Origin of the sequence: Streptomyces albus subsp. albus (genome assembly GCF_000725885.1) — a bacterium.
GTDB lineage: Bacteria > Actinomycetota > Actinomycetes > Streptomycetales > Streptomycetaceae > Streptomyces > Streptomyces albus.
The window spans coordinates 83,694-106,201 of record NZ_JODR01000018.1; the positions used below are offsets into that span (position 1 = coordinate 83,694).

Consider the following 22,508-nt stretch of genomic DNA (forward strand, 5'->3'; position numbering starts at 1 on the left):
GAGCGTGACCGCCACCATCGAGACGGGGAGCGGGCCGGCGGGCCCCGGCGGTGGCCGGGTCCGCCGTGGTGCCGGGCGAGGGCGCTACCCGGTGTGGCTGCGCAGGACGTGGGTGACGAAGACCGTGAGCCGGGTGCGCAACTCCTCGCGGGGTACGCCGTCGTGCCCCGCGAGATGCTCGACGAGGTCGGCGCGGGTCGCGGCGAGCAGTGCGTGGGCGGCGAAGTCGGCGCCGGCCAGGCCCGGGATCTCCTCCAGCATGCCCTTCAGCAGGGCGTGCCACCGGGTGTAGTGCTCCGCTTGATAGGGGCTGCCGCTTCCGGCTCCCTCCAGGGCCAGCGCGAGGTGCCGGTTGTCGAACTTGAAGCACAGCACGGCGTCGAGGAGGGCGTGGGCGCGCTCCTCCGGGGGAGTGGCCGGCCCGAGGGGCGGCGGTCCGCTCCCGATCGCCTCCTCCACCGGCTGGAGCCGGGCCTCGTACAGCGCGCGGATCAGCCCCGTCCGGTCGCCGAAGGCACGGAAGAGCGTGCCTTTGCCGACGCCGGCGGCTGCGGCGACGTCGGCCATGGTGACGTCCTCCGGGCTCCGGCAGTCGGCGAAGAGGCTGTCGGCTGCCGCCAGGACGGCCGCCCGGTTGCGGGCTGCGTCCTTGCGGGGTTTGCGCTCGGGCACGCGGTACCTCCGTTTGCAAAGCGGACCAAGGGTCCGTATCGTTGCGTGAAGCGGACTCCGGGTCCGTATTCTATGCGGAAGGAAGCGTCATGCCCCAACCCTCCTCACTCCCCTCACCGGCGGAGGAGCTGTACCGCCACAGCCTGCGTCTGCTGCTCGACAAGGACATCCCCGCATGGGTCGACTTGTGGGCGGAGGACGGCGTCATGGAGTTCCCCTTCGCCCACGGCGACTGGCCCCGACGGCTGGAGGGCAAGCAGGCCGTCGCCGCCTACATGCGCCACTATCCCGACCACATCGATCTGCACGACTTCCCCGAAGTGGTGATCCATCAGACGTCCGAGCCGGAGACGATCGTGGTCGAGATGCGGGGTGTGGGCCGGCTCGTCGCGGACGACAGCCCCTTCGATATGCGGTACGTCGGTGTGGTGACCGTCCACGACGGACGCATCACCTCCTACCGCGACTACTGGAGCCCCCTCGCCGTCGCGCCGGGTGCCGAGTTTGCGGGGAGCAGCCGGTGACCGCCCCCGCCGTCCTGGTCGTGGGTGCCACCGGCACCACCGGCAGCCGCACCGCCGCCCGGCTGACCGCAGAGGGCCACCGTGTGAAGGCCGCGTCGCGGCGCGCCGCACCGGTCGCCGGCGCCGAACCGGTGCGCTTCGACTGGTACGACACCGCCACGCACGCCCCGGCACTGGAAGGCGTGGACCGCGTCTATCTCGTCCCGCCCGTGGGCGATCCCGACCCGGCCGCGGTCATGCTGCCCTTCCTGCGGCAGGCCCGTGCCGCAGGGGTGCGCCGTGCGGTGCTCCTCAGTTCCTCGGCCGTGCCTTCCGGCGGACCGGCGGTCGGCCTGGTGCACCAGGCCCTGCCCGGGCTGTTCCCCGAGTGGGCCGTGCTGCGCCCCTCCTGGTTCATGCAGAACTTCACCGGCGACCATCTGCACGCCCGTGGCATCCGCGAGGACGGCACGGTCCGGAGCGCCACGGGAAGTGGCCGCGTCGGTTTCGTCGACGCGGACGACATCGCCGAGGTCGCCGTCCGGGCCCTGACCGACGACCGGGCACCGGACACCGATCTGGTCCTCACGGGTCCCGAGGCCCTCTCCTACGACGACGTCGCGGCGGTCCTCACCGAGGTGACGGGCCGGCCGGTGGTCCACCACCGGCTGACGCAGACGCAGTTGCGCGACCGTCTCGCGGCGGAGGTCCCGGCGGAGTTCGCCGGGATACTGGCCGGCATGGACGGCGCCATCGCGCAGGGGGCCGAGGACCGCGTCACCGACACGGTCCAGCGCCTGACGGGCCGTCCGCCGCACAGTTTCCGCACCGTCGCGGAACGGGAGTTGTCGTCCGCCCGGTGAATGCGCCGCCGCCGGGCGGCACTCCGGGCCGGCCGCCGCGCCGACGCGGGCAGCGCTCCTTGATGGTGCCCGGTCAGCCCGATGTGCATCAGGAGCGCGGCTCCCCTATGATTGATCTTGCACGGCGGGCCGCAGCGGCGGCCGTCGGCAGTGCGTCGGTCGTCTAAGGAAAGACGCCCCGCTTCCTGCGGGGAAATGCAAGTGCAAGGCCTGCCCGGCGCTCCGTACGGGAAAGCCCCGTTCCTGCGACACGCAGGAACGGGGCTTTCCCGTTGTCGGTGTCCCCCCGTTGTCCGTGTCCGGCGCCGTCCCGCGTGCGTGACGTGACGGCTCGGGACGGGACTTGGCACGCGCCCTTCCCTACCGTGCCCCCTGCCGGGCGAGGGCCCGGCCGAGCAGGCGGGCGCCCTCGGGGAAGGCACCCGGGTTCGGCCCCGAGTAGTTGAGGCGCAGATAGGCGCCGGTCGGTTCGGCGGGGAACCACTCGCCCCCGGCGGCGACGGCCACCCCCGAGCTCTCGCAGTCCGCGACGAGCCGCGGCAGGTCGGTGGTGTCCGGCAGCCGGACCCACAGGTTCAGCCCGCCCTGGGGCACGGTCTCGACGTGCGCCGCGGGTACGTGCTCCCACAGTGCGCCGAGCAGCACGTCACGCCGGGCGGCGAGTTGGTGGCGGAGGCTGCGCAGGTGCGTGCGCCAGGCCGGCTGCGTCACGACGTCGAGGGCGACGGTCTGGAGCAGCCCGCTGACGTACATGGCCTCGGCCTGCGCGTCGGCGAGGATGCGTTCACGGGCGGGCCCGCGGGCCATGAGCCCGGCGATCCGGACGGCGGGGGAGACGCTCTTGGTCAGGGAGCGCAGGTGGACGACGTGCCCCTGGTCGTCGCGCGCGGCGAGCGGCACCGGGTCGGCGTCGATCCCGAAGTCGTGTGCCCAGTCGTCCTCGATCAGGAACGCGCCGTGCTCGCGGACGAGATCCAGGACCCGGTCGGCGAGGCCGGGCGCCCACCGGGCGCCGGTGGGATTGGCGAAGTGGGGCTGGGCGTAGAACGCCCGTGCCCCGGTCTGCGCGAACGCCCGCGCCAGCGCCTCCGGGTCGGGACCGTGCGTTCCGCTGGGCACGGGCACCGTACGGACCCCCGCCTGCGCGGCGGCCAGGATCGCCCCCCAGTAGGTCGGCGACTCGACCAGCAGCGGGCGCCCGGCGCCGACGAGGGCCCGGAAGGCGGTGTTCAGCCCGCTCTGGCTGCCCGGGAAGACGACGATGTCGCCGGGGGAGGGCGGGGTGACCCCGAGCGGCGTCTCGGTGGCCAGCTCGTTCGCGAACCAGGCCTGGAGCTCCGGCAGTCCCGCGGCCGGTGGCCGGCCGACGGCGGAGTCACCGCGCGCCGCCCGTCCGAACGCGGCCCGCACCAGGCGTTCGGGCAGCAGCTCCCGGTCCGGGTAGCCCGAGTGCAGCGCGATCACGTCGTTGGGGGTGGTCCGCAAGGCGGCGGACAGCCGCGGCAGACGGTGGGGCGGCGCGCCGAGGGCCGCCGTCTGCCACCCGTAGTCGTGGGGCCGCGCGACGCGGACCGCCCGGACGAAGGTGCCCACACCCGGCCGGCTCTCCACCAGTCCTTGCGCCCCGAGGGCCCGCAGCGCCTTTTGCACCGTGACCGGACTCGCGCCGTACTCGGCGACCAGAGCCCGGGTGGAGGGCAGTTTCGCGCCGGGCGGGGCCGTCGCGATCCACTCACGAAGATCGGCGACGATCCGCCCGCTGCTATCGTTGTGCATGACATCTAATAGTAGCGCTACTCTTCCTGACGCTCCGGTGCTACCCCCGGCCCGGTCCGGTCTGTGGTGGGGTCTGCTCGGAGTCACGGCGTTCTCCTTCACCGTGCCGTTCACCCGCGTCGCCGTCGCAGGTGACGGGATGTCGGCGCTGTTCACCGGGTGCGGCCGAGCGGTGATCGCCGCACTGCTCGCCGCCGTCGCGCTCGCCGTCACCCGGCAGCGGCTGCCGCGCGGTCTCCAGTGGGGACGGCTCGCGGTCGTCGCGGCCGGCGTGGTCGTCGGCTTCCCGGTGCTGACCTCGTACGCGCTGACCACCGCCTCGGCGAGCCACAGTGCCGTGGTGATCGCGCTCCTGCCCGCCGCGACGGCGGTGCTGGCCGTGCTCCGCGGGCACGAACGCCCCCCGAAGCCGTTCTGGGCCATGGCCGGCGTCGGTGCCGCCGCCACCGTCGGGTTCGCCTTCCTGCAGGGCGGCGGGCCGGGCGGTCTGCACTGGTCGGACCTGCTGCTGTTCGGCTCCGTCGTCGCGGCGGGTGTCGGCTACGCGGAAGGCGGGCTGCTCGCCCGCGAGCTCGGCGCCTGGCAGACCATCTCCTGGGCCCTCGTCCTGGCCGCCCCGGTGATGACCGCGCTCACCGTGCTCGCCATGGCGCAGCATCCGCCGACCGGCTCCGCCGCCGAGTGGGCCGCGTTCGCCTACCTCGGCGTCGTGAGCATGTTCCTGGGCTTCTTCGCCTGGTACCGGGGGCTGGCCATCGGCCCGATGGCGCAGGTCAGCCAGATCCAGCTCGTCCAGCCGGTGCTGACCATCTGCTGGGCCGCGCTGCTCCTGCACGAGCACCTCACCTGGCCCACCGTCCTGGGCGGTCTCGTCGTGGTCGGCTGCGCGGGCACCGCCGTACGGACCCGGCTGGGCCGCGCGGCGCCGGCGGGCGGGGACGCGCGCACGGGTGTGGAGCCGCGTGCGGGCTCGGGCGCGGAGGCGGTGGCGGAGGGGAGCATACGCGCGGGCACGGAAGCGGAGTAGCGGCCCGCAGCACCTCGGCCCCGCCCGGCCGCCGGCGCCCGTAGTGCCCGGCTACCCGTGCCGACCGGCTGTCCGGCCCCGTCCCGGAGGGCGGCCCGTACCCGCCGCTGCCCGGCCGCCCGCGCGCCGCCCCGCACCACCCGGTCCTGTCCGGCCGCACGTGCCCGCCTCGCCCGCATCGGCCGGCCCCCGCCCGCGTCGGTGTCACTCCGCGTGGGCGCGGGCTCCCTCGTGGGCGGCGGCGGGGGCGTTCCAGGAGCGGTCGGTCAGCAGGCGCAGGCCGTTGAGGGCCACGAGGATGGTGGAGCCCTCGTGCCCGGCGACCCCCAGCGGAAGGGGCAGGGTCGCGGCCAGGTCCCAGACGACGAGTGCCGCGATGACCGTGCCGGCGATGACGAGGTTCTGCTTCACCAGGCGGCGGGCGCGGCGGGAGAGGGCGACGACGCGGGGCACGGCGGCCAACTCGTCGTGGACCACGACGGCGTCGGCGCTCTCCAGGGCGAGGTCGGAGCCCGTCCGGCCCATGGCGACGCCGGTGTCGGCGGCGGCCAGCGCCGGCGCGTCGTTGACGCCGTCGCCGATCATCAGCACCCGGTGGCCGGAGCCGCGCAGCTCCTCCACCGCCGCGACCTTGTCCTGCGGCAGCAGCCCGGCGCGGACATCGGTGATACCGACCTCGCCGGCGAGCCGTGCGGCGGCACGCCGGTTGTCGCCGGTGACCAGCAGCGGCGTGCGGCCGGTCAGCCCGGACAGGTCGCGTACGGTCGCGGCGGCGTCGGTGCGGAGGCGGTCGGCGATCCCCAGGAGTCCTGCCGGGGTGCCGTCGACGACTACCAGTACGGTTGTGCACCCTTCGGCCTCCAGCGTGCCGGGGGCCGTGCCGATGTCGTCCGCCGTCAGCCGGGCGGGGCTGCCGACCGCCACGGTGCGGCCCTCCACGGTGGCGGTCACCCCGGTGCCCGGCGTGGCGGTGAAGTCCGCGGCGGGTGCGGGGGTGAGGCCGCGGTCGCGGGCGGCGGCCACCACGGCGCGGGCCAGCGGGTGTTCGCTGGGGTGCTCGGCGGAGGCGGCCAGCCGCAGCACGGTCTCCTCGGTGTGGCCGCCGCCGGGCAGCGTCAGGACACGGGTGACCCGCGGGGTGCCTTCGGTCAGGGTGCCGGTCTTGTCGAGGGCGACGGTGTCGGTCTGTCCGAGCCGTTCCATCACCACGGCCGACTTCACCAGTACGCCGTGGCGTCCGGCGTTGGCGATCGCCGAGAGCAGCGGCGGCATGGTGGCGAGGACCACCGCACAGGGCGAGGCCACGATCATGAAGGTCATGGCCCGCAGCAGTGTGGGCTGCAACGCGGCGCCGAACAGCAGCGGGACGGCGAAGAGGGCGACCGTCGCGGTCACCATGGCCAGGCTGTAGCGCTGTTCGACCTTCTCGATGAACAGCTGGGTCGGCGCCTTGGTGCGGGACGCCTCCTCCACCAGACGGACGATCCGGGCCAGTACGGAGTCGCCCGCGTCGCGCTCGACCCTGATGCGCAGCGCCCCGGAGCCGTTGAGGGTGCCGGCGTAGACCTCGTCGCCGGCCTTCTTGGTGGCGGGCAGGGGCTCCCCGGTGATGGTGGCCTGGTCGACCTCGCTCAGCCCGTCCAGCACGCGGCCGTCCGCGCCGATGTGTTCGCCGGGCCGCACCAGGAGGGTGTCGCCGACCGCGAGCTGTCCGGTGGGGACGGTCTCCTCCGCGCCGTCGTCGGTGAGGCGGGTGGCGGTCGCGGGGGCCAGGTCGAGCAGTCCGCGGACCGAGTCGGCGGTCCGGGCGGTGGCGATCGCCTCCAGTGCGCCCGACGTGGCGAAGATGACGATGAGCAGCGCCCCGTCGAGTACTTGTCCGATGGCTGCGGCCCCGAGTGCGGCGACGACCATCAGCAGATCGACGTCGAGTGTCTTCTCCCGCAGGGCGCACAGCCCCGCCCAGCCCGGCTCCCAGCCGCCGGTGGCGTAGGTCAGGGCGAACAGCGGGCCCCACAGCCAGGCGGGCGCCCCCAGCAGATAGGCGGGGAGGGCGAGCAGGAAGAGCAGCAGGGCCGCCAGCGCCCAGCGCGCCTCCGGCACGGCGAGCACCCGGGTGCGGACCGTCGGCGGCGTCCGGGGCGGGGGAGGGGAGGGGGCGCCGGGTTCGGGCCCGGTGGTGTCGGCGGACAGGACGGAGGTCATGGGGGAGCTGCCCTTCGCTGGGGACGGTTCGGCCCGACACCTTACAGGAATGAATGAACAGGTATTCATTCGTCGGGCTCCGTAGACTGTTCCCATGGGCCACGGAGCGAAACCCCCGACGACAGCGGCGCCGCGCACGCGGCTCACCCCGCAGGCCGCGCAGCAGGTGGCCACCACGCTCCAGGCCCTCTCGACCCCGTCCCGGCTGCTGATCCTCGCCCGCCTGCGCGAAGGACCGCTCGCCGCCACCGAACTGGCCGCCGAAGTCGGCATGGAGCAGTCCGCCTGCTCCCACCAGCTGCGTCTGCTGCGCAACCTCGGCCTGGTGCTGGGCACCCGCAAGGGCCGCTCGGTCGTCTACTCGCTCTACGACAACCACGTCGCCGAGCTCCTCGACCAGGCGCTCTACCACGTCGAGCACCAGCGCCTCGGCCTCCCGGACCCCGCCCCCGAAGACCCCGGCCGCTGAGCCGCCCGCCCTGTTGCCCTCAGCCGACGGGCCGCGGGTGACCGTCCGTGGGGGTGGTACCCGACGGCGTGGCGGTCCGGCGGGGGCAGTCCGGCCGGGGGGACGCTGGAGAACGGCAAGGGCGTCGAAGGGAGCGGCGATGGTGACCGGCAGGCACTTCAGACGCGCCGGAATCCTGGTGGCCGGCGGAGTGCTCGTCCTCGTGGGGCTGGCGCTGCTCGTGCTCCCGGGGCCGGGTCTGCTCCTCGTCTTCGCGGGGCTGCTGCTCCTCGCAAGAGAGTTCCCCGCGCTGGACCGGTACGTCGTCCCCGTCCGGGAGCGGGCGCTGCAAGCCGCGGAGGAGAGTGTCTCGTCCCCGCTGCGGCTGGCCGGTTCCGTGCTGGCGGTGCTGGCCCTGGCGGGTGCCGGGGTGGCCTGGGGGCTGGTCCGTGAGCTGCCGTTCAGCGGCTGGAGCGCGGGTTCCAGTCTGATCCTGGCCGCGTTCCTGCTGGCGGGTCTGCTGGTGTGGAGCCGCCGGCGGGTGGTGGCCGCCCGGACACCACGCTGACCCACCGCACTTTCTGTGCCCGGCCCACGTCCTGGTCCGGGCGCCTCCGTCCATCCTGGCCTGGCCTGGCCAGGCGGCCCGTCCCGGCCGTCCGCCGTGCGCCGGAGTACGGCGGCCGGTGCCGGCCGCCTCTTCGCGGGCCGCGTGTCTCCCCGTCAGCCCCGGGGCTCGGCCGCCGTCGTGGCCGGGACCCGGCCGGCGGGCTGTGCGGCGGACGCGGCCGGGGCGCGCCGGCCGGGCAGGAAGCAGGCGACGGCGAGCGCGGCGAGGGCCGCGCCGGCGCCGATGGCCATCACGAGGCGGAAGCCGCTTTGCGCGGGCACCGTGACGGGGCCGAGCCGCATGGTGAGCTGGGCGAGGACGACGCCGGCGACCGCGCTGGAGACGGAGGTGCCGATCGAGCGCATCAGGGTGTTGAAGCTGTTGGCCGCGGCCGTCTCGGACGGCGGGACGGCCGCCATGATCAGGGCCGGCATGGAGCCGTACGCCAGGCCGATGCCGGCACCGACGATCGCGGAGACGAGGACGAGCTGCCACAGGGCGGACATCAGCACGATGCCGAGCCCGTACCCGGCGGCGACGACCACGGCGCCGGTCATCAGCGTCACCTTGGGCCCCCGGGTGCGGGATATCCGCGCGGACAACGGCGCGACGGCCATCATCACCAGCCCGGAGGGCGCCATGACCAGACCGACCGTCAGCATCGAGGCGCCCAGCCCGTAGCCGGTGGCCTCGGGCAGCTGGATGATCTGGGGCAGCACCAGGGACATGGCGAACATCGCGAAGCCGAAGACGGCGGAGGCGAGGTTGGTCAGCAGCACCTGGCGGCGGGCGGTGGTGCGCAGGTCCACCAGGGGTTCGGGGGTGCGCAGTTCCCACCAGCCCCACACCGCCAGCAGCACGGCGCCGCCCGCGAACAGACCGAGTGTCGCTGTGCCGCCCCAGCCCCAGTCGGCTCCTTTGGAGATGCCGAGCAGCAGGCACAGCAGCGCGGCCGAGAGGCCCAGTGCGCCGGGCACGTCGAACCGTCCGCCGCCGCGGAGGCCGGATTCGGGCACCAGGCTGACGACGAGGAGCGCGGCGAGGGCGCCCAGTGCGCCGGAGCCCCAGAACAGCACGTGCCAGTCGACGCGTTCGGCGAGGAAGGCGGCGAGGGGGAGGCCGAGGGCGCCGCCGATACCGAGCGAGGCGCTCATCAGGGCGGTGGCGGCTCCCATCCGCGCGGGGGCAAGTTCGTCCCGCATGATGGAGATGCCGAGCGGGATGACGCCGGCGGCCAGGCCCTGGAGGGTGCGGCCGGCGATCATCGGGGCGAGGGTGTCGCTGAGGGCGCCGATGACGGAGCCCGCGGTCAGCATGGCGAGGCTCAGCAGCAGCATGCGCCGCTTGCCGTACATGTCGCCGAGCCGTCCCATGACGGGGGTGGCGACGGCGCCGGCGAGGAGCGTCGCGGTGATCGCCCAGGTGGTGTCGGCCGGGCCGGCGTGCAGCAGTCGGGGCAGTTCGGGGACGAGGGGGATGACGACCGTCTGCATCAGCGAGACGACGATCCCGGCGAGGGCGAGTACGGCGACGACGGCGTTGCCTCGTGCGGGACGCTCGGCCGGGGGACCGCCGGCGGGTTGCGGCGAAGCACCGGACAGCACGGAACACCTCCTGGTTTCTCGTCCTGTCCGCCGCCGTGGCGGGGACGGGACTGTGCGCGCCCGCCGGCAGTGCGGAACGTGCGGGCCCATCCTTAAGTCAACTGATTGACTTAAGCTAGCAGGATGCTGGAGCGCCGTGCGTCCGTTCGAACGCCGCCGCCGCACGGGCGCCCCCGGGCCAGCCGCCGCACGCACCCGGGTACCGTCGGGGCGGGAAACCGCCACACCCCGGGAGATCCGCAGCTCATGGCCACCCGTCACCGCACCGACCACGCCGCACCGCCCCGCGCCGGGAACGCTGACCACGCCGCACCGCCCCGCGCTGGGAACGGTGACCGCGCCCCTGTGCTCGACGCCGCGGCGGCGGACCGCGGGCCACGGGCCGGACGGCACGGCGGCCGGTGCGGGCGGTGACGGTGTCCGGACGGGAGGCCCGCGGCGCACGGGCCGGCCGCACGCGGGAGACGATCCTGACGGTGGCGGAGCGGCTGTTCGCCGAGCACGGCGTCAACACCGTCTCCAACCGCCAGATCAGCGAGGCGGCGGGGCAGGGCAACAACACGGCCGTCGGCTACCACTTCGGCAGCAAGACCGAACTGCTGCGCGCCATCGTCCGCCGGCACAGCGGACGCGTGGAGGAACTCCGCGCCGAGATGCTCGGCCAGATCGGCGACTCCGACCGCATCCGCGACTGGGTGGCCTGCCTGGTGTCCCCGGGGCCCCGGCACCTGGCCGAGCTGGGCAGCCCGACCTGGTACGCGCGGTTCGCCGTACAGCTGATGACCGACCCGCAACTGCGCCAGGTCATGCTGGAGGAGATCCTCGGCCCCTCGCTCCAGCACACCCTCGACGGGCTCCACCGCTGCCTGCCCGGACTCCCCGCGCCGGTACGGCGGGAGCGCTCGGACATGGCACGCCATCTGGTGCTGCACACCCTGGCGGAGCGGGAACGCGCGCTGGCCGAGGGCACGGAGACCGCCCGCCCCACCTGGGAGGCGTACGAGACGGGGCTCATCGACGCCCTCGTCGGCCTCTGGCTCGCCCCGGTCACCTCCGTACGCTGACCGCCCCACGGGCGCGGGCGCGCCGGTGCCGTGCACGAGCCCGGCTCCTGCCTGGGGGCCGGGTCGCCGGGAGGGCGGCCCATGGGCGGGCCGCAAGAGCCCTGCCGTTGCCGTCCGTTGTCGGCTTGTTCATACAGGTGGCTTCCCTGGCGGTGGGGCGCCTTGGCAGACTCGCAGGGCCCGACGATCCCCCCACCGTTGCGAGGTCAGCAGCCCCATGCCGGAACTCAACCGCCGCAGGTTCCTCCAGATCGCCGGCGCCACCGCCGCCTTCACCGCGCTCAGCGCCAGCATCCAGCGCGCCGCCGCCATCCCCGCCGCCCGCCGCTCCGGCACCATCGAGGACGTCGAGCACATCGTCGTACTGATGCAGGAGAACCGTTCGTTCGACCACTACTTCGGCACCCTGCGCGGCGTACGCGGCTTCGGCGACCCGCGCCCCATGGCACCGGCCGGCAAGAAGACGGTCTGGCACCAGTCGGACGGCACCAAGGACCTGCTGCCCTACCGCCCGGACGCCGACAACCTGGGCATGCGCTTCATCGCGGGCCTCAACCACGACTGGGCCGGCGGGCACCAGGCGTGGCACGAGGGCCGCTACGACCAGTGGATACCGGCCAAGGGGCCCGGCACCATGGCATATCTGACCCGCGAGGACATCCCCTTCCACTACGCGCTGGCCGACGCCTTCACCATCTGCGACGCCTACCACTGCTCGATGATCGGCGCCACCGACCCCAACCGCTACTACATGTGGACCGGCCACGCCGGCAACGACGGCGAGGGCGGCGGCCCCGTCCTCGGCAACGAGGAGGCCGGCTACGGGTGGACGACCTACCCGGAGCGGCTGGAGGAGGCGGGCATCTCCTGGAAGATCTACCAGGACATCGGCGACGGCCTCGACGAGGACGGCGGCTGGGGCTGGATCGAGGACGCCTACCGGGGCAACTACGGCGACAACTCCCTGCTGTGGTTCACCCGCTACCAGAACGCCGAACCCGGCGACCCCCTGTACGACAAGGCCCGTACCGGTACCGACGCCAAGAAGGGCGACGGCTTCTTCGACATCCTCCGCTCCGACGTGACGAGCGGAAAGCTGCCGCAGATCTCCTGGATCGCCGCCCCCGAGGCGTTCAGCGAGCACCCCAACTTCCCCGCCAACTACGGTGCCTGGTACATCTCCCAGGTGCTGGACGCGCTCACCGCCGACCCCGCGGTGTGGGCCAGAACGGCGCTGTTCATCACCTACGACGAGAACGACGGCTACTTCGACCACGTCGTCCCGCCCTACCCGCCCGCCTCCGCCGCGCAGGGGCGCTCCACCGTCGACACCGAACCCGATTCCTACCGTGGCGGCGTGCCCGGATACGCGCCCGGGCCCTACGGACTCGGCCAGCGCGTGCCCATGCTGGTCGTCTCGCCGTGGAGCACCGGCGGCTACGTGTGCTCCGAACTGTTCGACCACACCTCCCTCCTGCGCTTCATGGAGCGCCGCTTCGGAGTGCGCGAACCCCACATCTCGCCCTGGCGGCGCGCGATCTGCGGCGATCTGACCTCCGCGTTCGACTTCTCGCTCCGGGACACCACCCCGGCAGCCCTGCCGGACACCGACGGCTACCGGCCGCCGGACAACGAGCGGCACGACAGCTACGTGCCCAAGCCGCCGGCCACCCCGGTGCTGCCCAAACAGGAGAAGGGCTCACGGCCCACCCGTCCGCTGCGGTACGCGCCGCTGGTGGACGGCGCGCAGCAGACCGCCGAGGGCAGGTTCACGCTGACCTTCGGCGGCGGCCCGCACGCCGGCGCCTGCTTCCTGGTCACCTCGGCCAACCGCGACGACGGCCCCTGGACGTACACCGCCGAGGCGGGCAAGACGCTCTCCGACACCTGGAACACCGCCTACTCCGGCGGCTCCTACGATCTGACCGCGCACGGCCCCGCGGGCTTCCTGCGCACCTTCCGCGGCCCCGGCCGCACGGCGGGCCCCGAGGTGACCGCGAGGCACCTGCCGGACAGCGACGGCATCGAACTGACGCTGACCAACGCCGGGAAGAGCGACTGCTCTTTGCAGATCACCAACGCCTACGGCGGCACCACCGAGACCCACCGCATACCGGCGGGCGCCCGTCTGGTCCGTACGGTGAACTTGCGCGGCACCGAGCACTGGTACGACCTGACCGTCACCTGCGACACCGACCGGTCCTGGCTGCGCCGGCTCGCCGGGCACGTGGAGACCGGCCGCCCGGGTGTCAGCGACCCGGCGACGCTCACCACCTGACCGGCCCCCGGCCCCGGGGCCTCGCCCCCCCTCCGAGGGGCCCTCCCCAGGCGGCCGGGCACCCGATCGGCGGGGCGCGGGGTGACGCCCACGGGTGCTTCTCGCCCCGCCTCGCGCCCCGGCCCCCGCCGCCGGGTACCGCTCCGGCGTGCGGGCGGCCCGGCGTACGGACCTCACGGCCCGCGCCGGACCGGTGCCGGGAGCGCGCGGAGGGAACACGGTGGACCTGGACGCTGTCACCGACGAGCTGTACGGGCTGCCGCCCGAGGACTTCACCGCCGTACGCGACCGGCGGGCACAGGAGGCACGGAAGTCGGGCGACCGGGAACTGTCCGGGCGCATCCGCCGGCTGCGCCGCCCGACCCTCGCCGCCTGGGCCTGCAACCTGCTGGTCCGCGACCGGCCCGAGGAGACGCGGCTGCTGCTGGAACTGGGCGAGGAGCTGCGCCGGGCGCACCGCGACCTGGACGGCGCACAACTGCGGCAGCTCTCCGCCGAACAGCACCGCATCACCGCGCGGCTCGCCCGGGAAGCGGCGGACCTGACAGCCCGTGCCGGGCACAGGATCGGCGACGATGCCCAGCGCGAGGTCACCGAGACGCTGCACGCGGTGCTGGCCGACCCCCGGGCCGCCGGCGAATGGGCCGCCGGCCGGCTGGACAGACCACTGCCCGCACCCGTCGGCTTCGCCCCGGACACGGCCGCCCCGGCGCCGTCCCGCCGCCCGAAGGCCACCCGTACGGAGAAACCCGCGCAACGCCCCGCCGCCGAGGCGCCCGCGCGCGACCGCGGCGGCGCAGAGCGCGCCCGGCGCGAACAGCACAAGGAGGCGGACCGCGCCCGCGAACGGGCCCGCGCAGCCGAGCGCGAACTGCGCGCCCGCGAGAAGGACCACGAGACCGCGGAGACGGAGGCCCACCGCGCGGACACACGCCGTCAGGAGACCGAGGAAGAGGTGGCGCGGCTGACGGAACAGCTCGACCAGGCCCGCGCCCAACAACGACAGGCCCGCACCGAGGCGCGGGGCGCCCACGACCGGCTCCGCCGCGCCGAGCGCGCCCTCACCGAGGCCCGGCAGCAGGCCGGGCGCGCCGCGGGCCGTGCCGAGGACGCCGGGGACGGCAAGCCGCGCAGCCGGGAGTGATGCGAAGGGCCCGGCTGTGTGCCGGGCAGTTCCACGGGAACCGTCGGTGGGGTCCGCGCCGAGGTGCGGGGGAGCCACGGCCGGTTGCGCCGTGCCGAGCATGCCGCGGTTCGTGCCGGGGTGCCGGGGGCGGCACGCCGCGCGGCCGGAGGCGATGCGGAGGGTCCGGTCACGGCACGGCCGCGACGCGTGTGCCGGGCGGGGTTCCCGCACGGGCGCCGAGGGGCACGCGGACGGCCTGCCCCCGGCGTGTTCTTGCGCCGTACCCGGGCCGGGCCGGTACCGACGCGCCGGCCGCGTACGGGCCCGGCTGTTCGGGCGTTCACCCTCGCGGGCGGACCCTGTCACGCGGGCAGGGCATCACAAGCGGAAAGCCGATCATCACCACCGCAGCGTGGCGATGCTGTCCCCCATGACGAGGACCGACCGGCAACTGACCCGACCCGCCTGCGACAAGGCACTGTTGAGCGACTGGGACGCGCAGGTGGGCGCCGCGGGACCCGGCGTCCGCGGCGACTTCCACGCCTCCCCCGGCGCGCTGGCGCTGGACTGCACGGGGCGGGTGGCCACCAAGTTCGTTGCGGGACAGGCCGGGATCGTCCTCGTCCCCGACCCCGCCTCCCTCGGCGCGCTGCCCGAACGCGGCTGGGAGCACTTGCTGGCCACCCAGCGCGCCCGGGCCGCCGCGCTGGGCCTGCCCCTGGACTGGGAACTGGACGAGCGATTCCCCGACCGGCTGCCGAACCGGCTGGCCGCCGCGGGATTCCGGGAACGCCGCCCGGTCACCGTGCTGCTGGGCAGCGCCGGGCACGCCGCCGCCGGCCGGGGCGACGACCTGCCGCCGGGCATCCGGGTCCAGGCGGACAGCACCGACTACGCCGCGGTGCGGGACCTGGCCCGGACGGTGCGCGGCGGCGACTGGTCGTGGCTGCCGGACGCCCTCGCGCACTGGGTCCGTGACGACCGCGCCCCCTGCACCGTCGTCACGGCACGCACCCCGCGCGGCCGGCTGGTCGCCGCGGCGTGGGTCCGCTTCCACCCCGGTACGCCCTTCGCTTCCCTGTGGGGCGGGGCCACCGCCCCCGCGTGGCGGGGGCGGGGCCTCTACCGGGCGCTCGTCCGGCTCCGCGCCGCTCTCGCCGCCGACCGCGGGCACCGCCTGCTGTACACGGAGGCGCTGGGCTCAAGCCGGCCGGTGCTGTGCCGCGGCGGGTTCGGCCCGGTACGCGTCCTCGTCCCGTACCGCTACTGCCCACCGGGACGGTGAGGGCACCGGCGGGTCCGACTGGCGCAGGGCGGCGCACAGTTCGTCCACCGCCCGGCGCGTCACATGCGGCATGGCGATCAGCTGTGCGCGCCGGCCCTCCGCCGACAGCCGCCAGCGCCGGCACACCTCCTCCGGCGGCCGGTCGAAGGTGACGGCCAGCGCGTGCCGGTGCCGCCCGGGGTGCGCCCCCACGGCCGCCAGCGCCCCCACCGCGTACTCCGCGGTGTCCTGGCAGCGGTGCACCAGTGTGCGCAGCCCGCAGGTGCCCAGCTGGCGAAGCCTTTTCCACAGCAGTACGGCGGCCAGTCCGCTGCGGGAGCAGGCCAGCGTGTGGTCCCGCGCGCCCACGTACTCGCCCACCGGGAAACTCGGCAGCAGCTCCCGCCGCGCCAGCACGATGCCGCACGGCACCGGCACGCCGAGGAACTTGTGGCCGCTGACCGAGACGCTGTCCGCGCCGTCCCCCAGGCACCAGGCGGGCCGGGGCGTGCTGAAGGGCGCCACGATGCCGCCCAGCGCCGCGTCGGTGTGCACATAGCAGGGGCCCGCGGCGCCGGCCGCCTCGCGCAGCGGGGGCACGTCGTCGAAGGCCCCGCCCATCGTCGCCCCCGCGGTGGCCAGCAGCACCGCGCCGCGCGGCGGGCGTCCGGCGGCCTCGTCCTCGTGGCGCTGCGCGCGGCACAGCTTCGCCAGCGCCTCCGCGTCCATGGCACCGTCCGGCCCGCACTCCACGGTGACCAGCGGCATCCGCAGCAGATCGGCGGCCTTGCGCACGCTGTAGTGGGCGGCCGAGGACGCGTAGACGGGCGCGTGCGGTAACCGGCGGCGGCCCACGTACAGCCCGAAGGTGATCCCTTCGCTGCCGCCGCTGGTCACATACCCGTAGGTGGTCTCCGGATCGCCCTGCGCCAGCGCGGTGAACCAGGCGGTGACCTCCCTCTCGAAGAGCTTCGTGTGCACCCCGGACGCGTCCTCGCTGTCGGGGTCACCGACGTTGTTGGCCAGCGCGGCCAGCAGATGACCGCTGTCGGAGTCGTCGAAGGCCATGTTCCCGGGGAACCCCAGGAACCGTTCGCGGGCCTCCACCAGCCGGCGGGACACCTCCCGCAGCAGCAGGCCGGTCTCCTCGGCGGGACGGGGCTTGTGGCCGATGCTCAGATCGGAGTGCGACAGCACGTGCAACTTCCTCTTCCCCGCGCCGCGCGCGGGATACCGGATCAAGGGTCGGGTGCGGGGGGTCAGTGCGCGGTTCCGTGGGCGCCGGCCGGGCAGGAGAGGGCTTCGCGCAGCCGGTTCCTGGCCACCTTGCCCATGCCGTTGCGGGGCAGCCGGGGGACCGTGCCCAGGCACAGCGGCTGGTGCCAGTCGGGCACCTGCCGGCCGCTGAGGAAGTCCCGCACGTTCTCCAGTGACGGTGCCCTCCCCTGCGCCACGACCACGGCCCGCGGCACCTCGCCGTGCGCCGCGTCCGGGCAGCCGACCAGTACCGCGTCGTCGATGTCGGGGTGCTCCCGCAGCACGTTCTCCACGTCCACCACCGGGACCATGAACCCGGCGGCGCTCAGCACCCGTTCGCTGCGCCGGCCCACCAGGCGCAGGCCGCCGCGCCCGTCGTCCCTGACCAGGTCCCCGGTGTCGAACCAGCCGTCGGTGTCGTCGGGGCACCAGGTCACCTGCCCGCGCGCCGGGTCGAGAACGGCCAGGCACACCCCCGGGCCGCGGACCGCCAGCTGGCTTGTGCCCGGCTCCGCCTCGCCGGCCTCCCGCAGACGCACCTCGACGCTCGGCCAGGGCCGCCCCACGCTGCGGGCCGCCCAGCCGTCCGGATCGTCGGGCGCGGTGCTCAGCGCCCCGCCCGTCTCCGTCATGCCCCAGGCGTTCCGCACCCGCACGCCCCAGCCCCGCTCGACGGCCTCCACCAGGTCGGCGGGCAGCGGCGAGCCGGTGCACACGACGGTCTCCAGCGAGGCCGCGGGCCGGCCGGGGGAGTGGTGCAGCAGCCGGCGCAGATCGGCGGGGCGGGTCAGCAGACAGTCCACCCGGTGCTGTGCCGCCAGCTCCACCAGCGCCGCAGGGTCCCAGCTGTCCAGGAACACCGTGGTGGAGCGGTGCACCAGCGGTTCGAGGACCGCGTGCCGGACACCGACGAGGTTGGAGAGCGGCGCCGTGGTGGCGACCACCCCGCCGGCCGGCTCCCGCGAGGCGCAGTCCCGGGCCCCGGTCACGGCCGCGTACAGCGTGTTGCCGCTGTGCAGCACCCCCTTGGCGCGGCCGGTGGTGCCGGAGGTGAAGGCGATCAGCGCGGGTGCGTCCGGCGGAAGCGGCGTGGGAGGGTCCTCCCGGTCGCCGGGCGTCGCGGACAGCAGCGCGTGGTGGAAGTCGAGCGCGCCGCCGTCGCCGCCCGCCGCCGGGCCGTCGGTGCGGCCGTCGCCGTCCCGGGCGCCGAGCACGATCCGGTGGGCGAGCGAGGGCAGCCGTCCGCCGCACCGGGCCAGGGCACGGGCCGCGCCCGCGTCGCCGACCGCGCACACCGAGGCGCCGGTCGCCTCCAGCACCCGCTCCAGCTCGGCGGGGCTCTCGCCGTCCAGTACCGGCACCGTCACCGCGCCGGCCTCGATGCAGCCCAGGACGAAGGCGACGGTCTCCCAGCGGTCCGGCAACTGGTAGGCCACCACCTGGCCCGGCCGTACCCCGAGGGTGCGCAGCCCGCGGCTCACGCGCCGCGCCGCGCGGCCCAGTTCGCGGAACGTCAGTGTGACGACGCTGCCGTCGAGGTGGCGGCGGCTGACCAGCGCGGTGCGGTCGGGCTCCTCGGCGGCGACGGTCCGCAGATCGTCGGCGAACGTCTCCTCGCGCCACCAGCCCTGGGCCCGGTACCGCCGCGCGGCGGCCTGCGGCGGACGGAGTCGGGCAACGACATCACGCACAGATTGTCTCCCTGGTTCTCCTGCGGGGCCGGGACCGGACGTCCCGGCCGTACGGAGTGCGGCGTGCGAAGCGGCGCCGCACACGGAACGGCCGCCGTGGAGGGTGTGCCCTCCGCGGCGGCCGTGGCGGTCACGCGACGGAGTCGGTGAAGTAGTCCTCGGGGCGCGGCAGCCGGCGCTCGATCCAGCCGGCCACGGTGCGCTGTGGCGGGATGCGCAGCAACAGTCCGCGGGAGCCGGGCAGCGGGCCGAAGGCGACCGCCCACAGACCGGGCATCCACGCCCGGGGCGCGGTCCGCCAGCGGCGCGCCAACTCGCCCGTGAGCCGCCCCCATTCGGCGCCGAGCCGGTCGAAGGCCTCGTCCTTCCCGTGCAGGCGGACGTACTCGCGCAGGGTGTTGAACGTGCCCTCCTCGCAGTCCGCCCGGTAGGACCGCAGGTCGCTGGCGATCTCGCGCAGTGCCACCAGCGGGTCCAGCAGCCACAGCACCTTGTCGAGTTCGGCGGCGTGGCCCGTGTGCAGACACGTCACACACGTCAGCAGCCGCAGATCGGATGACCTCTTGTGGGTCAGCTCCCGCAGCCCGGCCTCGTCCAGCTCCACGGCCCCGGTGACCACCCGGGTCTCCTCCTCGAAGTACTCCCGCAGCGCGGACAGCTGGGCCTCCACCCGCGGGGTGTCGAGGTCGTGGGCGGCCAGGACGGTGCGCATGCCGCGCAGCCACTCCGTCCCGGCGGGGCCCCCGCCGCGCTGCTCCGCCTCGTAGGCGAGGTCGGCGCGGTAGACGAGCCCTTCCAGGTGGAGCAGCAGCGGCAGCATCCGCGCGATGACCTGCTGCTCACAGCCGAGCATGGAGCCCAGCCGGTGCACCTCGAACACCAGGGCGCTGGCTTTGAGTTTTTCGAGATAGGTGACCGAGGTGTGCGGCAGCGCGTCCTCGGGAAGGCGCCGGCACACCTCGCGCAGCTGCGCTTTCCACGGTGCTTCCTGTTCCTCGAAAGTCCGCCGTACGCCCGAGCCGCCCCGAATGACTGCGCTCACCCGACGCCTCCTGTCATGAACTGGGTCAGAGGAGAAACATGCTGCCGGACCGATCGGCCGACGTGAGGGGCCGTCAAATGCTTTCACTCATACGGGAAAACGGCACCGCAGGCCGTCGGTCGCCGCCGAGGGACTGCGGGTGGCACCGCCGCGAGCCCGTTGCCGGGCGGGTCGGCGAACCGGCCGGCCGCCATCCTGCAGGCACGGCCCCGGCGTCACCGGGAAGTTGACCGTATCGAGGTAATTTCAACGCACTAAACCTTCGTACGAGTGAATCCGGCGGGTCGGGTCCGCCATGTCCCCTAGGCTTCGGTGCGCGTCTCACGTCACAGGAGAGGAAACGGATCGCGATGCCTGTATTTCCTGCCTTTATGGCGGGTATTCTCACGGCCGTTCTCGCGAAGAAGGTGGCGAAGCCCGCTGTTCGCAGCGTGGTGAAAACGTCATTGAAACTCGCTGCCGACACCCGGCGGGCTGCTCACGAACTCAATGACGAACTCCGCGACATCACCGCGGAGGCCGGAGCCGAGCTTTTCCTCGACGAAATGGCCGAGCCGGAGGGCAAGGAGCACAAGACCGTGCCCAAGAGCCGGTCCGCCGCCGCCAAGTCCCGCTGACCGGAGCCGGTGGTTTCCCTCATGTCACTTCTGGTCCGTTCCCCCGGGCCGCCCGCCGTCCGCAGGCCCGGCGGCGCCCGAGCCCCCGTGCAGGTGCGGTCGGTGGTCCCCGGCCGGCAGCGCTGGGACGTGCCGGCCATCCTCGGCCGGCCCCACCTCGCCCAGCTCGTCGAGTCCGCACTCACCGCGGTCGACGGCATCCACGAGGTCCGCGCCAACCCGGTCACCGGCCGGGTGCTGCTCCTCCACGACCCCCGGACCGCGCCCCGCGAAGTCGCCAGGGCGCTGGGTCGGTGCGTGGCCGATGTGTGCGCCCGGACGGCAGCCGTGTCCGGCGGGGAGCCGGCACGGGACGGGGCGCGGACGGACGCCGGCGCCCGACGTGCCGCCGGCGGGACGGCAGCCGGCCTGTCACCTCTCCTGATCGCGGGCGGAGGCGCGACCGCCGCGCTCGCCCTGGGCTGCGGCAAGGCCGCGTTCTCCGTGCTGACCCAACCGCTGGTCGCGCTCGGCCTGGTCACCGTCGGCACGACCGTCGTCATCAGACGGGCGTGGCGGCGCTCCGGACTGGCGCGGTCCGACCCCGGCGCACCCGGACCCGGCGAACCCGGGCCGGGACGGCGGCGTGGGCAGAACGCGTATCTGGGCATGGTGGCCGGACGCCGCCGGAAGTTCGGCGTGGCGGCGTCCCTCTCGGTGCTCTCGCAGGTGGTGGAGAGCGGGCTGTTCGCGGTGTCCGCCTTCACCCTGATGACCGTCATCCGCGGTGGCAGCACCGCGCTGACCCGCCTCGGGGTGCTCGGTCTCGGCCGCCAGCTCGCGTTCCTGGGCACCGGCATCGGGGCGGCCACACTGCTGCTGATGGGCCTCTCGTACAGCGCGGGCCGCACCTGGCACAAGCTGGGCAAGGAGGTCGAGCACGAGTGGCGGACCCGTACCTACGACCACGTCCAGCGGATGAAGCCGTCCGTGCTGGAGGACGAACGGGCCAGCCGCATCGCACAGGTCCTCACGGAGGACGTCGGCCAGCTGGGCGACTTCGTCGGGCGCACGATGCACGAGTCCATCGCGCTGGTCACCTGTTTCGGTGTGATGGTCGGCGCCTATCTGCTGCTGGCCCCGCAGGTGGCATGGGCCGCGATGCTGCCGATCCCCCTCGTCACCTGGCTGTCGCTGCGGTTCCACAGCCGTGCCGTCGCCGACCACGAGGCGGCGGGGGCACGCAAGTCGCAGCTGTACGCGCAGGTCGTCAACAACCTCCAGGCCAACCAGACCGTCAAGGCGTCCTGCACGGAGGACTACGAGGCCCGCCGCATCGGTGAACTCAGCGACGCCCACTGCGACGCCGCCCACCGCACCGACCGCAGTGCCCTGGCCCAGACCCATCTGGTGCGGCTGTGCGCCGGGGCGACCCTGCCCTTCACCATGCTGCTCGGCAGCCGGGCACTGTTCGCCGGGGCCCTCACCGTGGAACGGTTCGCCCCGCTGTTCGACATGCCGCCGGCCGCGCTGTGGCGGCTCAACCGGCTCGGTGACATCACGGACGAACACCAGCGCGCGCTGGCCGCGTTCGACCGGGTGCGGTACCTGCACTCCCTCCCCGTCGAGGCGGACGGCGAGGGCGAGCCGCCCGCCACCCGGCGGGGGCCGGGCAGGATCACCCTGGAGAACGTCACCTTCGCCTACCCGGGGCGCCCTCCTGTGCTGCGGAACCTGTCGATGGAGATGGCGCAGGGGCAGGTCACCGGCATCGTCGGCTCGACCGGGGCGGGCAAGACCACGGTCGCCAAGCTCCTGATGCGGTTCGAGCACCCCGACTCGGGGTGTGTCCGGCTGGACGGCAGGAGCGTCTCCCAGATGTCGCTGCGGGAACTGCGCGGCGCCATCGGTTACGTGGCCCAGGAGCCGTTCCTCTTCGACGGAACCATCGCCGACAACATCGAGTACGGCACCTTCGCCGCCGACCGGAGACGGATCGTGGAAGCGGCGCGCAAGGCCGGAGCCGACACGTTCATCGAGGCGCTGCCGGACGGGTACGACACCCGGGTCGGGGAGCGCGGGGCGGCGCTGTCCGGAGGGCAGAAGCAGCGCATCGCGCTGGCCAGGATGATTCTCAACGCGCCGCCGATCGTCATTCTCGACGAGGCGACCTCGGCCGTGGACTACGAGACCGAGGCGGTGATCCAGCGGGCGCTCAACGCGTTCGCCCACCGGCGGACGCTGATCGTCATCGCCCACCGCCTGTCCACGATCCGCAACGCCGACCGCATCTATGTGCTGGACCGCGGTGGGGTCCTGGCCGAGAAGGGCACGCACGAGGAACTGCTGCGCAGCGGGGGGCGGTACGCCAGCCTCTGGAATCTCCAGACGGGGGAGAGGGCGGCCGGACTGCCGGTGGTCACCCAGCAGAACGGCCGCAACTCCTGACGGCGTCCGCCGACGGGAGAGAGCCGCCGCCGGG

18 protein-coding genes are annotated in these 22,508 nt (G+C 74.2%); 11 read left to right on the top strand and 7 right to left on the bottom strand.

Annotated features, from left to right (window positions below):
- Positions 1-84 precede the first annotated feature (84 nt).
- Positions 85-672 (bottom strand): TetR/AcrR family transcriptional regulator, encoded by a 588-nt coding sequence (locus tag IO40_RS0121280; RefSeq protein WP_031175933.1) that lies wholly within the window; start codon positions 670-672, stop codon positions 85-87.
- An 89-nt stretch (positions 673-761) separates the two neighbouring features.
- Between IO40_RS0121280 and IO40_RS0121285 the strand changes: the two genes are divergently transcribed.
- Positions 762-1,196 carry a nuclear transport factor 2 family protein gene (locus IO40_RS0121285; RefSeq protein WP_031175934.1) on the top strand — a complete coding sequence of 145 codons (435 nt, stop codon included), beginning with the start codon at positions 762-764 and terminating at the stop codon, positions 1,194-1,196.
- Positions 1,193-2,038 carry an NAD(P)H-binding protein gene (locus IO40_RS0121290; RefSeq protein WP_030405918.1) on the top strand — a complete coding sequence of 282 codons (846 nt, stop codon included), beginning with the start codon at positions 1,193-1,195 and terminating at the stop codon, positions 2,036-2,038. Before IO40_RS0121285 ends, IO40_RS0121290 begins: the two co-directional genes overlap by 4 nt.
- Before the next feature lie 360 nt (positions 2,039-2,398).
- Here the strand turns inward: IO40_RS0121290 and IO40_RS0121295 are convergent, their stop codons facing one another.
- A complete protein-coding gene (locus tag IO40_RS0121295) occupies positions 2,399-3,814 on the bottom strand; it encodes an aminotransferase-like domain-containing protein (RefSeq protein ID WP_031175935.1) in 1,416 nt (471 codons plus the stop codon).
- Between the two features lie 37 nt (positions 3,815-3,851).
- Here IO40_RS0121295 and IO40_RS0121300 point away from each other — a divergent pair, with 37 nt between their 5' ends.
- Positions 3,852-4,841, top strand: coding sequence for a DMT family transporter (locus IO40_RS0121300; protein WP_234336560.1), 990 nt, complete (start codon positions 3,852-3,854; stop codon positions 4,839-4,841).
- A gap of 204 nt (positions 4,842-5,045) precedes the next feature.
- Here the strand turns inward: IO40_RS0121300 and IO40_RS0121305 are convergent, their stop codons facing one another.
- Positions 5,046-7,046, bottom strand: a complete 2,001-nt coding sequence (locus IO40_RS0121305) for a heavy metal translocating P-type ATPase (protein WP_030405921.1) — start codon at positions 7,044-7,046, stop codon at positions 5,046-5,048.
- A gap of 94 nt (positions 7,047-7,140) precedes the next feature.
- On the opposite strand from IO40_RS0121305, the gene IO40_RS0121310 reads away from it, so the two are divergent.
- Positions 7,141-7,515: an ArsR/SmtB family transcription factor gene (locus tag IO40_RS0121310; RefSeq protein WP_016470731.1), complete on the top strand. Its 375-nt coding sequence runs from the start codon at positions 7,141-7,143 to the stop codon at positions 7,513-7,515.
- Positions 7,516-7,654: 139 nt separating this feature from the next.
- Positions 7,655-8,062, top strand: a complete 408-nt coding sequence (locus tag IO40_RS0121315; protein WP_031175937.1) for a PGPGW domain-containing protein — start codon at positions 7,655-7,657, stop codon at positions 8,060-8,062.
- 155 nt (positions 8,063-8,217) lie between these two features.
- Here the strand turns inward: IO40_RS0121315 and IO40_RS0121320 are convergent, their stop codons facing one another.
- Positions 8,218-9,708, bottom strand: a complete 1,491-nt coding sequence (locus IO40_RS0121320) for an MFS transporter (RefSeq protein WP_031175938.1) — start codon at positions 9,706-9,708, stop codon at positions 8,218-8,220.
- Positions 9,709-10,124: 416 nt separating this feature from the next.
- Between IO40_RS0121320 and IO40_RS0121325 the strand changes: the two genes are divergently transcribed.
- The 4 genes from IO40_RS0121325 (at position 10,125) to IO40_RS33870 (ending at position 15,461) form a co-directional block, all read left to right on the top strand.
- Entirely contained in the window at positions 10,125-10,772 is a 648-nt protein-coding gene (locus IO40_RS0121325; RefSeq protein ID WP_016470734.1) for a TetR/AcrR family transcriptional regulator, read from the top strand.
- 217 nt (positions 10,773-10,989) lie between these two features.
- Positions 10,990-13,050 carry a phosphocholine-specific phospholipase C gene (locus tag IO40_RS0121330; RefSeq protein ID WP_031175939.1) on the top strand — a complete coding sequence of 687 codons (2,061 nt, stop codon included), beginning with the start codon at positions 10,990-10,992 and terminating at the stop codon, positions 13,048-13,050.
- Between the two features lie 220 nt (positions 13,051-13,270).
- Positions 13,271-14,194, top strand: coding sequence for a hypothetical protein (locus tag IO40_RS0121335; RefSeq protein WP_033229368.1), 924 nt, complete (start codon positions 13,271-13,273; stop codon positions 14,192-14,194).
- A gap of 412 nt (positions 14,195-14,606) precedes the next feature.
- On the top strand, positions 14,607-15,461 hold the full coding sequence (locus IO40_RS33870) for a GNAT family N-acetyltransferase (protein WP_137017221.1): 855 nt from the start codon (positions 14,607-14,609) through the stop codon (positions 15,459-15,461).
- Here IO40_RS33870 and IO40_RS0121345 read toward each other — a convergent pair.
- From IO40_RS0121345 to IO40_RS0121355, 3 genes are all read right to left on the bottom strand, one after another.
- Positions 15,378-16,637 carry a pyridoxal-dependent decarboxylase gene (locus IO40_RS0121345; protein ID WP_041969086.1) on the bottom strand — a complete coding sequence of 420 codons (1,260 nt, stop codon included), beginning with the start codon at positions 16,635-16,637 and terminating at the stop codon, positions 15,378-15,380. The two genes, IO40_RS33870 and IO40_RS0121345, sit on opposite strands and share 84 nt — an antisense overlap.
- 62 nt (positions 16,638-16,699) lie before the next feature.
- Complete coding sequence (locus IO40_RS0121350) at positions 16,700-18,388, bottom strand: AMP-binding protein (RefSeq protein WP_031175943.1); 1,689 nt, start codon at positions 18,386-18,388, stop codon at positions 16,700-16,702.
- Between the two features lie 130 nt (positions 18,389-18,518).
- On the bottom strand, positions 18,519-19,430 hold the full coding sequence (locus IO40_RS0121355; RefSeq protein ID WP_031175944.1) for a hypothetical protein: 912 nt from the start codon (positions 19,428-19,430) through the stop codon (positions 18,519-18,521).
- A gap of 371 nt (positions 19,431-19,801) precedes the next feature.
- Here IO40_RS0121355 and IO40_RS36060 point away from each other — a divergent pair, with 371 nt between their 5' ends.
- Together IO40_RS36060 and IO40_RS0121365 are read left to right on the top strand one after the other, a co-directional pair.
- Positions 19,802-20,047, top strand: a complete 246-nt coding sequence (locus IO40_RS36060; RefSeq protein ID WP_033229334.1) for a DUF5132 domain-containing protein — start codon at positions 19,802-19,804, stop codon at positions 20,045-20,047.
- Between the two features lie 21 nt (positions 20,048-20,068).
- Positions 20,069-22,474 (top strand): ABC transporter ATP-binding protein/permease, encoded by a 2,406-nt coding sequence (locus IO40_RS0121365; protein WP_078659743.1) that lies wholly within the window; start codon positions 20,069-20,071, stop codon positions 22,472-22,474.
- Positions 22,475-22,508: the final 34 nt, after the last annotated feature.

What these genes read in the sequence shown, in the direction of transcription:
- IO40_RS0121285 (WP_031175934.1), top strand. Translation starts at nt 762, where the DNA reads ATGCCCCAACCCTCCTCACTCCCCTCACCGGCGGAGGAGCTGTACCGC.
- IO40_RS0121295 (WP_031175935.1), bottom strand. Translation starts at nt 3,814, where the DNA reads ATGCACAACGATAGCAGCGGGCGGATCGTCGCCGATCTTCGTGAGTGG.
- IO40_RS0121305 (WP_030405921.1), bottom strand. Translation starts at nt 7,046, where the DNA reads ATGACCTCCGTCCTGTCCGCCGACACCACCGGGCCCGAACCCGGCGCC.
- IO40_RS0121310 (WP_016470731.1), top strand. Translation starts at nt 7,141, where the DNA reads ATGGGCCACGGAGCGAAACCCCCGACGACAGCGGCGCCGCGCACGCGG.
- IO40_RS0121315 (WP_031175937.1), top strand. Translation starts at nt 7,655, where the DNA reads ATGGTGACCGGCAGGCACTTCAGACGCGCCGGAATCCTGGTGGCCGGC.
- IO40_RS0121330 (WP_031175939.1), top strand. Translation starts at nt 10,990, where the DNA reads ATGCCGGAACTCAACCGCCGCAGGTTCCTCCAGATCGCCGGCGCCACC.
- IO40_RS33870 (WP_137017221.1), top strand. Translation starts at nt 14,607, where the DNA reads ATGACGAGGACCGACCGGCAACTGACCCGACCCGCCTGCGACAAGGCA.
- IO40_RS36060 (WP_033229334.1), top strand. Translation starts at nt 19,802, where the DNA reads ATGGCGGGTATTCTCACGGCCGTTCTCGCGAAGAAGGTGGCGAAGCCC.
- IO40_RS0121365 (WP_078659743.1), top strand. Translation starts at nt 20,069, where the DNA reads ATGTCACTTCTGGTCCGTTCCCCCGGGCCGCCCGCCGTCCGCAGGCCC.